Here is a 14,814-nt window from a genome sequence, read left to right on the forward strand (position 1 = left end):
CAAATAATAATTTCTGGTTAGATGATCAAGCTAAGTTCCTACAGAGCATTGCTCCTTATTGGCAGTCGTATTCCACTTATGTTAGCTCAATATTGCAGTTTCTACAGCAAGGTGATATTAATGGATTGTTTATAAAGAGGTTTGAGTATCCAAGTCTTCAGAACCTTGGCACAGATACGTGGACTAATGGGTTTGAAATCCTTAGGGGCACCCCTTATCTGGAAATTTCTCTATTTCAACTTACTATAATCCCGCCTTACCCCTAACATTCCTATCGCCTATAATAATCCAGTTGCCCAATGGCGTTCTTGTTAACGTTAATCAGGGAATGGAAAACATAGTTATTGATGGGGGATTTGGTGGGTCTGAGGGGCAAAATCCTCCATGGATATCTTTTAATGGTACTGTTGCAAACGGTTCTATTGTTATACTTATTAAGAATGCAAAGACTTACCTGAACCTAACAGGACCAACATTTTTCGGGACTCCCAGCGAGAGCCTCTACGTCAACTTCCCCGTAATCAATCGCCTTCAATCCCCATACCCTATACAATTCATGAACGGGGTAGGAGGGCAGTATAACTACCAGCAAAAATTTGTTCCAATTAATTTCACAATCCTTGTTCAAGGATATGGATTATTCTATTTCACATTTATTTGGGCTCCCAATGTCCAAGGGTATCCCGGCAATACTTTATATGCCTCATTCGTGCCTGTTTATGTTAACTCGAATACATGGACCCAAATTACGATACCTATCTTACAGCAAGATGTTCCCGCAAGCGTGGGGATAACTCTACCACCATACCTGATGGCAGTAGGATTTACTGCAAGCTCTGCAGGAACATCGATAAGCGGGACTTTCCCATCTAGAACTGAACCCAGCGGGGTTTATATTACGGATTTGTTAACCAATGTACCAACGACCTATAGTCCTCAATTTTCCATCACCCAAGAAGACGATTCTGTTATATAGAACGAATCTTGGAAGAGTGACTACTATGGTGTTACTTTCTGGTATGCATGGATCTTGAATGATAGCAATACGCTCATCGGTCTAGGTTACATTCCATTAGCTAACGCTACAATATATTTCCCCTTCAATCAACTCTCGACGTTAAGTACTGGTTACACGGAACTAGTTACACAGAACCAAGGACTTATCAAAAACTACCAGAACATCAGTAACATTTCGTGGTCTTATTTCACAAATGTCAACGTAGGGAAAAGGATGTTGCTTTCTACTAACTATGCACCTAATTGGATCGGGTCGTTACAGCTACTGTTTGTGTTCCCAGGCGCCTCTGCCACTAGTCAGTACATCAATGTACTAGGATATTCAGCGTATGCAGGGGACCCCTACCAGGTTAGAAACACGCTTTACTTTAACTCAACATTTAGCACCCCTCCAGGGATGCATCAGTGTGTTCAGGTAGCCTACAGAGCGCCTAACAGTTCTTGGTACTTTACATTTGACCTTTATCCTAGCGTCGATTACATCCCAGACCCCCAATAGCGTCGTTAATCTAATGTTGAACTGCACAAAGTACTATGAATATGCAGACTTAGGGATGGAATACTACGAGGGCGAGATAATTTACGCTCTAGCATTACTTGGGGAGTACGGGAATTCTCAGGCTTTACAAATGGCGGAACAAGCATGGAGTGCATACTATTCGTTATTACAACAGTACAACGGATAAACCTACACATCCTCATTAGCCATCTTTATCCTAGCCACGAAAGTGTTATATCAGGTCATGGGAAGCTCAGAGTACTCTTCAGCTCTTAACCAATTAGGCTCATGGCTATTGCAATATCAAAATGCGAGCAGATGTGCCTACTATTATTTTCCAATGTGGTACCATAAAATAAATACAGACTTAAACGTAAATGGATTCAATAGTTACGGATTTATTATCAATCAGAGTAGCAGCGTGTGAGTAGGTTATGTAATGGGCGGGACCCAAATAAGGGTGAACTTCTTTGAGGATATTCCGCTTAATACCAGCTATGCTATTTACTTGCTAGATAAGGGTAACCTCTCATTCACTTATCAAAATACGTTAAACGTCTCAGGGACCTTTACTGCAACGCTATGGATGAACGCGCAGACTGCAGGGACTTTAGCTAATATCACTGTAACAGTTCAGATCGCTAATAACGGAAATGTACTCCAGATAATAGGATCCAGAACTTTGACTAACGTAAAGCTCCAAGGAGGGGCGGGGAGTCCGCTCTTCTATCCTGTGACAATCCGGTTCCCGGTTCTAACTACAGTGGACGCTCCACCGTCTAGCACTATTATAGTAGGGTTAAACATCAATGGCACTAACACAGTATACGTGTTAGTGGACTCGACGAATGGACCATCAAATATAACCATCCCCCTCTCATGGAAGAACCCGTTTTTTGGTGAGTTTACGTTACCTGAAATAGAAAATCCTAACCCTGCAGTGAAGAACTACCCACAGCCTTACTTATTGGATGTAGTAGCTCTTTCCGGATTGGCATTAGTGACAGAGAATCGGCAAGCCTTGTCTTTTAAGGCGGGGTGAGGTTTTTATAGTATCGTTAAGATGTTAAATTTGGTTAAAATGGTGCGTGAGGAAACCTATGGAAATGGGTATTATTAGTTCAATTAAGTGTCCTCATGCTGAAAAACAATATCCTTGAGTCTCAAGGAGGGTGGAATGAGGGTTTGACCAGAGGGATAGGGGTAAAGTGGCTGAAGACCTAGCCTTTGGTTTACCGCTGGATGTGTGGAGTGGGGTGGGTGATACTCACTAGTTATGAGACGATGAGGGTGAAGGCGGTAAATCATAAACCTGTGAATCGCTCTAAAGGAACCCTTTAGGGCGGGAAGGAGGTCAGTCTCTACAAAACTACTGGAAACACAACATATCTGCAGAGGGCAGAACTGGTAATGAACTCAATCCACTATGGACCTGTGCCAGAATCAGGGTATCAGGTGTTAGGAATAAACACTTTCCAAGCAAATAGGTTATGGGTCTATGCTAGCTACTCAAGAGTCGATGCCGATGCTTATACGTATAAGAGCGAATTAACGGCAGAATTTGCTCTAGCTATGGACAACTATACTATAGCCTCCCTAGCTCTCACTGACGTGTGGTGGAGGACCGTCTACAATTACTCAGGTCTCTTAGCCTTGTATGTGGGGAACAATCAGCGATCTGACTTTCAGATAAATTCAGAGACTCAGCCTTGGGGAGTAGCTACCATTGAGTCCCTATCAGCAATTAATGATACGTTGTACCCATACTATATCTCGAATCTAGGGAACTTCAACTACACGACGAACATGCAGTGGAACGGGACTGCACTTATAATTGACATATATATGCATAGTGACAACTCTACAACACTTTACTTCCACACGATATATGATAGATTTAACATACTCGTAAACGGGCAACATGTTAAGTATGTACAGTCTTTCAATGTTATGCATTTTCTCGCAATTTAAGACAGGGACAGAATACAATAATAATAGTCCCTAATCCTTCAACAGAGAAGAACAATATTACCGGGAGTGTGATCATCTATGTTATCCCGATAGCTCTTGTAAGTATCTTTTTCTTAATATTTTGGGCATTAAGAAGGGGTAAAAAGTAGTAAGTTCTAGGCTGATTACGGTCTGTCGATAAAAAGTAAATTATAGCTTTAGTCAGTTTATGCTGTAGCTCTACTCTTGTTACCTAAAATCTTCTTCTCACCAAAATACATGGCAACTAACGTAATCATTGAAAATAATGTCATTCCACCTGCAACATAATCGCTGACTGTACCTACAACCGGGACTACTGCACCTTCTATGGACGCAATATTTATTGATGCACCTGTGTTCTTAGAGTTGAATACTTTAGGTACAACACTCGTAATGGTTATTCCGAACATTACAAGAGGTATTATTAAAATAGGGCTCCCTGTAACGAAAAACAAAAACCCAAATATACCTGCTGATATGCCTGAAAGGGTGAACGCTACTTTGTAGTTGATCACTGAATTAACGATGTACATTGGAAGTGAAAGAACATAGGCTAAGAGTAGTAGTTCTAATTCTCCCTGTCTTTCAAGTATCTGTGGTGCTAATGTTAATATAAAACTAGGCTCCAGTGTCAAGAGAAATATCATAATTGTGTACAACGATATGTGGTTATCTGGTATGTTATGATCTTCAGCCTTGAATTTGAGAGTATATTTTCCTAGAAGGGCTAGTGGTAAGCTTATGACTCCGACAGCATATATTGAGCGCCAATTATCTAATAAACTATAAGACGCCTGTGCAAATATCCATCCTATTGCCCATCCGCTCAATGCTAGACCAATAACTATTCTGTTACCTGATCTGACAGCTTGATCTATGGACAATGAAGCTACTATTCCAAAAATAATCCCTAATGTAAATCTAAGCCACATTATAAGGATATAATTTACATTAGTTACACTTAGAAGCAAAGAAACGATACCGAGGATTGTTAAGGAAAGTGAAAATATCATATCCGATTTTACTATCCGAATTATTCTTTGGTATATTAGTGCCCCAATTAGCCTTCCGAGAAACGGGATGGAAACGAGTACGTAGGATAACCATGTAGGTAGAGAGAATTGATCTATAACGTAAGCTGAGGACACTATCAAATAGGCTGGTATAACGTAGCCGATTATAGAAGTAATCGCTATTTTGTATGCCTCCATTTTTCTCTTCCTAGTCTGCTTATACATTCCTAAGAAAATTTAAATTTAGTATCGTATAAGTTTAAATCTACTTTGAAATCTTAGAAAACAGAATTACAGTAATGTTTTTTGTTAGAATCAAGTGTTTGAAGAATAATAGTCAAAAGTGAATATTTTTCAAAATTTTCCTGCTCAAATTCACGTCGATTTAAATTAGTTGTCAGATAAAAGTTGGAAAAGTCTTATAAGGTAGTCTCAAATTTAGGCATATGAATCACTTAATAGTAGTCACTTTAACCGAGGGAGAAATTGAAAATAACAAAGAAAAATTGTCCAATATATTGAAAAAGTTAAGAGTTAACGATGAGTTAATTTTGTTAAGCAAACTTGATGTTTCTTATATGTTTAAGGGATATAAGATACTGGAAAAAAATAAAGATGATGAAGAAGGAATATGGATTCTGAGGGTAAAAAAGAATTAATTGTAAACAATATTATCTAACTTTAATGTGAATTTACAAAAAATTATTATCAAGTGATTGAAATTCTTCTATAGATAAAGAATAACCTTGGGCGAAGGAGATATATGGTAACACTTAAGGGGTAATACTGCATGAATACAAATTTTTTTCATTTTTTCCACGATGAGTGATTAACTCTTTTGTTACCACTCGATCCTAAAATTATATATTATTCAATTATTTACCACGAACTTTGCGTAAATATTTATCAATTTTTATGTGAGTATGGCTTAATAACTTGTTATTTCACAATTAAAAATAGACCTATATGGCAAAGAAGAAGAAGGAGCAACAGCAGTCTGGTCAACAATCAGGTGGACAAAAGAAATAATGTGACCTACCATTTTTATTTTTAACTCAAGATAATTTTTTTCTATTTCTCCTTTTTCATAAGTTATACTGATGTTAGTACTTAGACTTAATCTAAGTTGTTATCGTGGATCGAATTCTCTATTAGTGTATATTCTTTCAACTATTTTTCGATTTCGATAGATTTATATTTTAGGATATCGATTTCGATATTATGAGTGAGTTACTGGCAAGACAGAAAGGTAGATTAAGACTCCTAATTCTCTGGCTCTTATATCAGTCCCCTAAAAGAGGGATAGATATCATTGACGATATATATAAAATGAGTTGGGGTATGTGGAGACCATCTCCAGGTTCTGTCTATCCATTATTAAATAAGCTTCTGGAGGAAGGAGCGGTAAGAAAAGAAGGTGGGGATAGATATCAGATAACGGATAAAGGTATAAAGGAAATAGAGCATTTCATACTGGTTAGAAACAGAAGTAAAACCGAGGATGCCATAGAGGAACTACAGGGTTTACTTAATTTCTTCAAGGAAATAAATAGAGAGGAATTAGCGCTCCATAAGGAGAATATTATAGATATACTAAAGAAAATAGAAGAGGTGATAAGAAATGCGTGAGAACATAATTGAAGCGATCAACTTAACCAAAAGGTTTGGAAAATTTACCGCAGTAGACCATGTTAGTTTTAAGGTTCTTGAGGGAGAAATATTTGGTTTTTTAGGACCTAACGGCGCTGGTAAGTCTACTACAGTAAAGATGCTGACAACTGTCCTTAGACCCTCAGAAGGCACTGGAATAGTAAATGGGTATGATATCGTTAAACAGCCTTCATTGGTTAGGAGATCTATAGGAGTTGTACCTCAAGAGTTCACAGCTGATGAGGATTTAACGGGTTGGGAGAATATCATGATGATGGCTGGTTTATACGGTATTCCAAAGGACATAGCGAATGAGAGAGGTAAGGAATTATTGGAACTAGTTGAACTTACCAACGCTGCTAATAGAAAAGTTGAGACTTACTCAGGAGGAATGAGGAGGAGATTAGAGATAGCCATGTCACTAATTAGTAGACCTAAAATCCTATTTTTAGATGAGCCTACAATTGGTTTAGATGCTCAAACAAGGGTATCTATTTGGAAATACATTCTAGAACTTAAAAAAGAACAAGGTATGACAATATTTGTGACCACCCACTATTTAGAGGAAGCTGACAATTATGCTGACAGGATAGCAATTATTGATCACGGAAAAATTATAGCAATTGGAAGTCCTAAAGAGCTCAAGGACAAAATAGGTGGTGATATCATCAGTCTAAGTACAAGTGATAATGAGTTAGCCCAACAGTATATCAAAGCAGTTGAGGGCGTAAAGGAGCTGAAAGTCATGGATGGTATGATAAGGGTTAAGGTGGAAAGAGGAGAGGAGATAGCACCTAAAATTATGGAAGAGTTAATAAAGAAAGGAATAAAGGTCGGTAAATTATACATTACTGAGCCAACTTTAGATGAGGTCTATATGGAATATACTGGAAGGAAAATGAGAGATCAAGAAGCAGGTGAAGGAGAGATGTTTGCGTTGAGAAGAACTTTAAGGAGGGCGAGAGGATGAAGACACTAGAACGTAATGAAGAAAGGGTAAACATGTCTCCATTGCACGGTCTATTCACCTTATTAAACAGAGAGCTTAAAAAGTGGTATAAGGACATTGTAGTCTTACTGTTATCTATAATACAACCCATCCTCTGGATAGGACTATTTGGGAAAGCTATGAACCTAGCCAGCATATTTAGCGGTACATCATTTAATATCCCTGGCTTAGATATTCCTAAGCAAGTTCTAGACCAGATAGCTCAACAAGTGTTAGCGCAAACATTTGGAACATCAGATTACTTCTCATTTTTAGCTGCGGGCATGTTATCATTCATTGCTCTATTCACCTCAATGCAAAGTGGTATGTCTATAGTGTGGGATAGAAGATTGGGTGTTTTAGATAGATTGCTAACTACTCCTATTTCAAGAGCCAATATATTGATGGCTAAGGTATTTTCATCGGTTATTAGGTCTTTAGTTCAGTCAAGTATAGTACTAGCTATCGCAGTCCTATTGGGCATGAGTTTCAGAGTGGGTATCTCTCCTTTAGACTTTCTAGGGTCTTATGCTGCGTTATTTCTAATGTCATTTGGTTTATCGTCATTGTTTATGATGGTGGCAATAAGGGCTACAACGTGGCAATCACAAATGGCTATCATGAACCTTCTCAATTTACCCCTACTGTTCACTAGTAACGCTTTCTACCCTGTCGATTCTATGCCCTGGTGGTTAAAACCTGTTGCTGAGATCAACCCACTCACACACTCAAACTCCATAATAAGGAATTTACTATTAGGCATTCCAGGGAATTTAGGTATCGACTTCATATATTTAGTAGTCTTTGCACTAATACTGTCAATAATAGGAATAACCCTATCCTGGAAATACCTAAGTTCATGATGAGCTTGACCGGGAATGAATGGTGATGTAAAGGCACGTGTGCTGATTTTTTAAACTTTCTAACCCTATCTATGATTATGTATATAGGTAAGCCTGTCAAGAGAATCGAAGATGTGAGGTTAATAACAGGAAAAGGTTCCTATGTTGACGATATACAAATACCTGGAACGTATTTCGTGGCCTTTTTAAGAAGTGAATACCCTCATGCTAAAATTAAGTTGAAAAAGACTGATGGTGTCTTTACTGGTAACGACATTAATCCTGGAAAAGATTTTCCAATTGCCACAGAGGAGGTAACTTATGTAGGTCAACCGATTGCAATGGTTATAGCTAAGGATAGGTATGAGGCATATGACCTACTGGAAAACATTGAAGTGGAATATGAGCCATTAGATTTCGTAATAGATCCTGAAGTTGCCTTAAAAGATGAGATAAGAGTTTACAGCAAAAGTCAGAGCAACATAGTTTACAGGGAGGTATTCAAAGGGGGAGATGTGGAGAAAATCTTCAATAGTGCCTACAAGGTAATTAAGGGCAAACTCTACAACCAACGTATAGTAGCATCTCCCCTTGAGACTAGGGGTGCATTAGCCTTCTATGACGGAGGTAAGTTGACTTTTTACTCCTCGACACAATCTGCACACTATTTACGGAGAAATTTAGCAGAGTTTCTTGGCTTTCAGGATATTCGAGTGATTCAGCCTGATGTGGGAGGAGCATTTGGAAGTAAGATAATAGCTCATCCTGAGGAATACGCATTAGCTAAGTTGTCAATGCTAACTAGAAAACCGCTGAAGTGGATACCGACGAGAACAGAGGAGTTTCTGTCTGCGGGTCATGGAAGGGATAAATTCTTGGAGTTTGAGACAGCAGTAGACAGAGAGGGTAATGTATTAGGAATTAGAGGAAGACTAGTGGGTAATTTGGGCGCACCCTATCCAGATGCGAATGATGATGAGTTGGGAAATGTTCAAAGCGCAACAAAAATGTTACCAGGCATATATAAGATAAAGGGTATTGAGATCGAAGCCATAGCATTAAATACCAATGTTCCTCCCACTCAGTCATATAGGGGTGCAGGGAGACCAGAAGCAACATACTTTATCGAGAGAATAATGAATATAGTTGCTGATGAATTAGGAATTGACCAATACGAGATAAGAGTGAAAAATGCTATTGATTCACTACCTTACACAAATCCGTTGGGCATAAAATATGACTCAGGAAATGTGAAGGGATTACTTGAATATGGTAGAAAGCTCTATGAAAGCCTAAAATCCCAGGGTTGTGTGGGAGTCTCTTCATATACTGAAATTTCAGGTTTTGGGCCTTGGGAGACGGCAAGAATATTCATAAAATATGACGGAAAAATAACTTTAGTCACAGGTACAGGTCCTCATGGTCAAGGTGATGCAACAGCATTTGCTCAAATTGCCGCAGATATTCTGGAGATACCAATAGAAAATATTGAGGTGAGATGGGGAGACACTGAAATTATTGAGGACGGTATTGGAACATGGGGCAGTAGGACAGTTACTATAGGCGGATCTGCAGTAGTTTTGGCTACCCAACAATTGAAGAAGAAATTAATTGAGGCTGGTGCTAAGTTGCTAAAGGCTGATGTAGAGGAGGTTGAGTACAAACAAGGGAAGGTTATTCATAAGAGGACCGGAGAATCAGTGGACTTGAACAGGATAGCGCGCAAAGCCTTTTCCTTTGGAGAGAGCCTTGATGTGACTAGTGTATATAAAGTCGATTTACCACCTACTACCCCATACGGCGTTCATTTAGCTTTAGTAGACGTTGATGAGACAGGGAAGGTTATCGTTAAAAAGTATATTGCAATTGATGATGTGGGTGTAGTTATCAACCCTTTGTTGGCTGAAGGTCAGGTAATAGGAGGCGCCCTTCAGGGGTTATCGCAAGGACTACTAGAGGGTACTGTGTTTAATGATCAAGGTCAACTACTCACTTCTAATTTCCAGGATTATGCTATACCTACTGCTGTAGAGTCTCCAGATGTGGAATGGCATAATGTAATATATGGAAAATCATCTCATCCTACTGGAAGTAAAGGTATAGGTGAGGCTGGTGCTATAGCAGCTACACCAGCTGTGATTAACGCAGTAGAGCAGTGTGTGAAGAAGAGGATTTCGAAAATGCCTGTAAGATTTGAGGATCTGGTGAGTTGAATTGAATAGACATCTCCTTTCTGATAAAGATAAAAGGGATTTTTTATCAAAAGTTAAACAAAAATATAATATTGAGTTAGAGGGTCAGATAGAGGTAGGAAAGGAAAAGAAAGAGTTGTATTACTTTGTGAATGGTGTACTCTCATTCTTCTCAGAAGAAATTATTCCCACTTTATGTTTTGTTCAAAAGTATAAGCTCGATTTACCATATGTTGTAGTCGATGAGGGGGCTGTTAAGAGAGTGACAGACGGCGCGGATTTATTTGTACCAGGCATAGTAAGTTATAATTGTGAATGTAAAGAAGGGGATGTGGTCTTAGTTAAGACAAAAACCAACTTACCAATAGCTATAATAAGAGTCATTCTTTATAAAGATAAAGCTATTCAAGATAAAAAGGGTAAGTTCGGCGTAAACTTACATTACGTGTCTGATAACATATGGGAGATGTGTAATGCTGGGCGTGGTAATCCCAACTTACAACGAAGCTGAAAACATACGTGAGTTAATTCCGAGAATTAAGGAGGTAGACAAGAACATAAATATAATAATAGTTGACGATAATAGTCCTGATAACACTTCTGGAATAGCAGAGCAGATGGGGGCAATAGTTTTCGTCAGAAAGGATGAGAGAGGGATAGGGAGTGCCCTGAAATTTGGTTTAGAGCAAGGGGTTAAGATGGGTTTTAAGAGACTAATAACAATGGATGCAGATTTGAGCCATGACCCTAAGTATATACCGGACCTAGTATCTAAAGAGGCTGACTTGGTAATAGGTTCCCGATATGTAAAGGGAGGGGCAATTGAGAACTGGCCTCTACAAAGGAGATTAATCAGTTCAGGGGCAAACTCAATAGCGAGACTTCTGCTTAGATTTGATGTGAGAGATGCAACATCTGGATATAGAGCTTACAGTCCTAGAGCCGTTGAGGCAATATCTCCTTGCAAGAGTGCAGACGGCTATGAGTTTCAAATATGTTCTGTTTATCATATATTTAAATCAGGATTACAAATCGCTGAGGTCCCAATAAGTTTTCATGATAGAGAGAAGGGGAAAAGTAAATTGGATTCTCAAAAAATTTTCAAGTGGTTTGCTTATGTCCTTAAACTTTCACTTTCTTAGTTCCTCTAAATCTACTCAGTTCTTCTTTAAGGAATTCCACCTCTTTCTTTAGAGCTTCAATTTCAGCTGTATGGGTCTCAACTGTCTTCTTAAGATCAGTAATGTTCTCTGGGTTTTCTCTCTTTAATATCATGTTCTCGTTTTCATCCATTTCAATATATCCCAACCGGTAAAGTTCCCTTGCGTATCCTTTTGCAGTCTTTGGTGAAATTTTCAGTTGTAGTGCTAAATCCCTTATGTTAACACTACCTCCCTTTTCTTTGAGTATTGAGATTATATCCTGCAATCTTGGGGTAAGTTCCATATGTACTGTCTTTTTAGAAAATTTGCTTTTAAGCCATAAGGCATAATTTATAGGGGAGAAGTTGGCTATATTGTTGCGAGAAGTTGACGTAGAGAAACTAGTGAACTTCAAAGATATATACGATTCGCTAGAAAAGGCTTTTAAATACTTATCTAACAAGAACGCCTCCAACACAAAAAGGATTAGAACCATATTTCATGGCAGTGTTATGACTTATCAGGCTGGAGCTTTTGATAATTACCTTGGTTTCAAAGTATTTATAAAAGGCACATATTTAGGCGTATTATATAGTTTAGACGGCGATATTGTCCTTGTTGTAGAGGCAGACCTACTAAGTAGGATTAGAACTGGAATACTTTCAGTTTTAGTCAGTGATTATTTAGCAAATAGGAATTATACTTCAGTTGGTATTATTGGTCTAGGTAAACAGGGAGAATTTCAGGTAAAGTCGTTTAATGAACTGAAGAAAGGGGTTACGATTAGGGCAATCAGCAAGGAGAAAACCGATAAAAACATTAAGAGGCTCCAATCACAAGGATTAAACGTTATTCCAGCAAAGGACTATAAAGAATTATGCTCCACATCAGAGGTTATTGTGACTATTACCAGTTCTAAAGATCCCTTCTTAAAACTTGAATTCTTGAACCACGGTACCCATATCAACGCTTTAGGTTCAAATCTCCCTGAAAGGGCGGAACTCTTTCCTGAAGTTATAAAAGCTTCATCATTAATCGCGGTGGAAGATTTAGAACAGACTAAAGAGGAGGCAGGGGATCTGATACTAGCTGAAAAGATGAAAATGCTCGATTGGAATAAGGTGGTTTTAATTTCAGATGTGATCAACGGGAAAGTGGGTAGAAGAAGCGATGACGAGATAACAATTTTCAAATCTACTGGTATCGGACTTGAGGATGTAGCTACCATGAAATTACTCTATGAAAAAGCAAAGAAATATGGGTTAGGAGTTGAAATAGATCTTAGGGGAAAATGGTCTCAAGAATTGGAAAAGAAATAGAATTATCACCTGTAGAGATGGGTTCTCAAATAGCAAAGAAAGTTGAGATAAATTTAGCCAGCGGAACTCCAGATCCTAGATTAATGCCCATAAAGGAGATAAGGCAAGCCTATGACGAAGTTTTAGAGGAATTTGGGTCCAAAGTTTTATTTTATCCTGGTGCAGGAGGTCAAGAAGAGCTAAAAAAGGAAATAGAAAACAATTTTCTCCCATATATTGACTCAGGTATCAAAGGAAATGTTGTAGTTACTAGTGGAGCACAACATGCAGTTGAGTTGTTAGCTAAATATTTTCTTGAGGACGATACCATAGCAGTAGAAAATCCCACATTCATAGAGACATTTACCCCATTAAAGTTGAGAAGTAACGTAGTCTTACCAGTATCCCTAGACGAGGGTGGAATCAAGATTGACGAACTAGAACTTTTATTAAAAGTGGGTAAGATAAGGCTACTGTACGTTATCCCTAATTGCCACAATCCTGCTGGTGTAACTATGTGTGAGGAAAGGAGAAAGATCTTGGTGGAATTAGCTGATAAATACGATTTCTACATACTGGAGGACGATCCATATAAGCCCATCGCTGGCGTGACTCCTATGACTATTAAGAGTTTAGATAGGAGCGGAAGAGTGATATACATAAGCTCTTTTAGCAAGATCATAGCACCAGGTTTAAGGGTAGGGTTTATAGTATCGTCCTCGGAGGAAGTGAGTAATAAGATCTCCTTAATAGAGCAAATGGATTTCTCTACATCTACAATTAATCAGTTTGTTATAGCCAGATTACTGAAGAAAGGTATTGTAAGGGAGAGAAGGAAAAATCTTCACTCTCATTATAAGGAGAAAATGAAAACTCTAATAGACTCCTTACATGACAAAGGTTTTAAGGACTTCAATGAACCGCAATGCGGATTTTTCTTACTGCTAGACTTGAAAAAGGACAGTTGGAAAGTCTTCAACGAAGCAGTGAAACTAGGTTTAAGCTTCGTTCCTGCAAAGCCCTTTTATCTTAGAGGGGGTGAAACTATGGCTAGACTCAGCATTTCTGTGGCTACTGAGGAACAGATAAAGGAAGGTGTTAAAAGACTAAGAGATGCATGGATTAGAGTGTGAAAATATTTTTATCAAGTTTGTTCATTGATATTCCCTTATCTTTCACAAACACCATATCCTCTATTCTTATTCCAAATTCTCCAGGCAAATATATCCCAGGCTCAATGGTGAATATCATGTTATTCTTAATTGGTCTCTTATAGTCTGACGAAATATATGGGTCTTCATGTACATCAATACCTATTCCATGTCCAGTTCTATGTATAAAATAAGCCCCAAAGCCGTACTTAGAAATAGTCTGTCTGGCTATCTTATCTACTTCTGAAGTCTCAACTTTTTCACTTACATACTCCTCAGCTCTCTCCTGTGCTTCCCTAACTATTTCATGGATTTTTAAAACATCCTCATTCGGCTTTCCTATACTTACTACTCTTGTGGTATCAGTCGCATACCCCTTATATCTAATTCCAAAATCAAATATGATCACTTCATTCCTAGCGACCTTTCTATTTGTTGCTCTTAGATGAGGCATCGACGTATTAGGACCAGAGGTTATAATTGGCTCGAAAGATGGTTTTACACCTCTCTCTGAAAATTTTTGAATTAACAAGTTGGTGATCTCAACTTCCTTCATTCCCTCTCTAATTAAGTTAATTGTCTCTAAGAATGCCTCCTCTGCTATCTTTACACCTTCCCTTAGTATCTCTATTTCCTCATGACTCTTTATCATTCTTATTTCTTTCAAAACTTCACTTGATTTAACTAGTTGTGATGGCGAGAAATAGTTTAGGATATCTATTGTGAAGGAGGACCACATTGTATCATCAATAGCCACCACTCTACCCTTTTGTATAGGGATCTTCTTAAAGGGATTCTCCCCGTCAGTATAAATTATCAAATTATGGTTACTTAGTTGCTCCTCATATAACTTAGGTACAACAAAGAACTCCTCATTTTGTGTCACGATATAGAATAGAGGTCTCTCCATTTGTTCCTCATTGAAGCCCGTCAAATACATCATGTTACTACCTGGGGCAAGTATAAGATAGTCTATATTTCTAGCTCTTAACTCGTCTCTGACCCGCTCTAATTTGCTCCTCATAGAAAT

General features: G+C 38.3%; 17 protein-coding genes. 14 read left to right on the forward strand and 3 right to left on the reverse strand.

Going from position 1 to position 14,814, the window contains the following annotated elements:
• Positions 1–292 precede the first annotated feature (292 nt).
• The 5 genes from SUSAZ_04610 (at position 293) to SUSAZ_04630 (ending at position 3,487) form a co-directional block, all read left to right on the forward strand.
• Positions 293–976 carry a hypothetical protein gene (locus SUSAZ_04610; protein AHC52459.1) on the forward strand — a complete coding sequence of 228 codons (684 nt, stop codon included), beginning with the start codon at positions 293–295 and terminating at the stop codon, positions 974–976.
• Positions 977–1,231: 255 nt separating this feature from the next.
• On the forward strand, positions 1,232–1,516 hold the full coding sequence (locus SUSAZ_04615) for a hypothetical protein (protein ID AHC52460.1): 285 nt from the start codon (positions 1,232–1,234) through the stop codon (positions 1,514–1,516).
• A 13-nt stretch (positions 1,517–1,529) separates the two neighbouring features.
• The gene (locus SUSAZ_04620) at positions 1,530–1,703 is read left to right on the forward strand and encodes a hypothetical protein (GenBank protein AHC52461.1); all 174 of its coding nucleotides are present in this window, start codon (positions 1,530–1,532) and stop codon (positions 1,701–1,703) included.
• 252 nt (positions 1,704–1,955) lie between these two features.
• Positions 1,956–2,558, forward strand: a complete 603-nt coding sequence (locus tag SUSAZ_04625; protein AHC52462.1) for a hypothetical protein — start codon at positions 1,956–1,958, stop codon at positions 2,556–2,558.
• Between the two features lie 368 nt (positions 2,559–2,926).
• Positions 2,927–3,487: a hypothetical protein gene (locus SUSAZ_04630; GenBank protein ID AHC52463.1), complete on the forward strand. Its 561-nt coding sequence runs from the start codon at positions 2,927–2,929 to the stop codon at positions 3,485–3,487.
• Between the two features lie 206 nt (positions 3,488–3,693).
• Here the strand turns inward: SUSAZ_04630 and SUSAZ_04635 are convergent, their stop codons facing one another.
• The gene (locus SUSAZ_04635) at positions 3,694–4,746 is read right to left on the reverse strand and encodes a hypothetical protein (protein AHC52464.1); all 1,053 of its coding nucleotides are present in this window, start codon (positions 4,744–4,746) and stop codon (positions 3,694–3,696) included.
• A 221-nt stretch (positions 4,747–4,967) separates the two neighbouring features.
• Between SUSAZ_04635 and SUSAZ_04640 the strand changes: the two genes are divergently transcribed.
• The 7 genes from SUSAZ_04640 to SUSAZ_04670 all read left to right on the forward strand — a co-directional run bounded on the left by SUSAZ_04640 (position 4,968) and on the right by SUSAZ_04670 (position 11,335).
• On the forward strand, positions 4,968–5,180 hold the full coding sequence (locus SUSAZ_04640; protein AHC52465.1) for a hypothetical protein: 213 nt from the start codon (positions 4,968–4,970) through the stop codon (positions 5,178–5,180).
• A 562-nt stretch (positions 5,181–5,742) separates the two neighbouring features.
• A complete protein-coding gene (locus SUSAZ_04645) occupies positions 5,743–6,150 on the forward strand; it encodes a PadR family transcriptional regulator (protein ID AHC51331.1) in 408 nt (135 codons plus the stop codon).
• Positions 6,143–7,141, forward strand: coding sequence for an ABC transporter ATP-binding protein (locus SUSAZ_04650; protein AHC51332.1), 999 nt, complete (start codon positions 6,143–6,145; stop codon positions 7,139–7,141). Before SUSAZ_04645 ends, SUSAZ_04650 begins: the two co-directional genes overlap by 8 nt.
• Before the next feature lie 32 nt (positions 7,142–7,173).
• Complete coding sequence (locus tag SUSAZ_04655) at positions 7,174–8,022, forward strand: multidrug ABC transporter permease (GenBank protein AHC51333.1); 849 nt, start codon at positions 7,174–7,176, stop codon at positions 8,020–8,022.
• Positions 8,023–8,099: 77 nt separating this feature from the next.
• Positions 8,100–10,214, forward strand: coding sequence for a carbon monoxide dehydrogenase (locus SUSAZ_04660; protein AHC51334.1), 2,115 nt, complete (start codon positions 8,100–8,102; stop codon positions 10,212–10,214).
• A gap of 1 nt (position 10,215) precedes the next feature.
• Positions 10,216–10,704, forward strand: a complete 489-nt coding sequence (locus SUSAZ_04665; GenBank protein AHC51335.1) for an RNA-binding protein — start codon at positions 10,216–10,218, stop codon at positions 10,702–10,704.
• Positions 10,667–11,335 carry a dolichol-phosphate mannosyltransferase gene (locus SUSAZ_04670; protein AHC51336.1) on the forward strand — a complete coding sequence of 223 codons (669 nt, stop codon included), beginning with the start codon at positions 10,667–10,669 and terminating at the stop codon, positions 11,333–11,335. Before SUSAZ_04665 ends, SUSAZ_04670 begins: the two co-directional genes overlap by 38 nt.
• On the opposite strand, the gene SUSAZ_04675 is transcribed toward SUSAZ_04670, so the two are convergent.
• On the reverse strand, positions 11,316–11,639 hold the full coding sequence (locus tag SUSAZ_04675) for a regulatory protein DeoR (protein AHC51337.1): 324 nt from the start codon (positions 11,637–11,639) through the stop codon (positions 11,316–11,318). The two genes, SUSAZ_04670 and SUSAZ_04675, sit on opposite strands and share 20 nt — an antisense overlap.
• A 61-nt stretch (positions 11,640–11,700) precedes the next feature.
• Between SUSAZ_04675 and SUSAZ_04680 the strand changes: the two genes are divergently transcribed.
• Both SUSAZ_04680 and SUSAZ_04685 read left to right on the forward strand, forming a co-directional pair.
• Positions 11,701–12,654: an ornithine cyclodeaminase gene (locus tag SUSAZ_04680; GenBank protein AHC51338.1), complete on the forward strand. Its 954-nt coding sequence runs from the start codon at positions 11,701–11,703 to the stop codon at positions 12,652–12,654.
• Positions 12,627–13,766, forward strand: a complete 1,140-nt coding sequence (locus SUSAZ_04685; GenBank protein ID AHC51339.1) for a GntR family transcriptional regulator — start codon at positions 12,627–12,629, stop codon at positions 13,764–13,766. The genes SUSAZ_04680 and SUSAZ_04685 overlap by 28 nt, the downstream gene beginning before the upstream one ends.
• Here SUSAZ_04685 and SUSAZ_04690 read toward each other — a convergent pair.
• Positions 13,756–14,814 carry an X-pro aminopeptidase gene (locus SUSAZ_04690; protein ID AHC51340.1) on the reverse strand — a complete coding sequence of 353 codons (1,059 nt, stop codon included), beginning with the start codon at positions 14,812–14,814 and terminating at the stop codon, positions 13,756–13,758. The two genes, SUSAZ_04685 and SUSAZ_04690, sit on opposite strands and share 11 nt — an antisense overlap.

The sequence above is a fragment of the Sulfolobus acidocaldarius SUSAZ genome (genome assembly GCA_000508305.1).
GTDB classification, from domain to species: Archaea; Thermoproteota; Thermoprotei_A; order Sulfolobales; family Sulfolobaceae; genus Sulfolobus; species Sulfolobus acidocaldarius_A.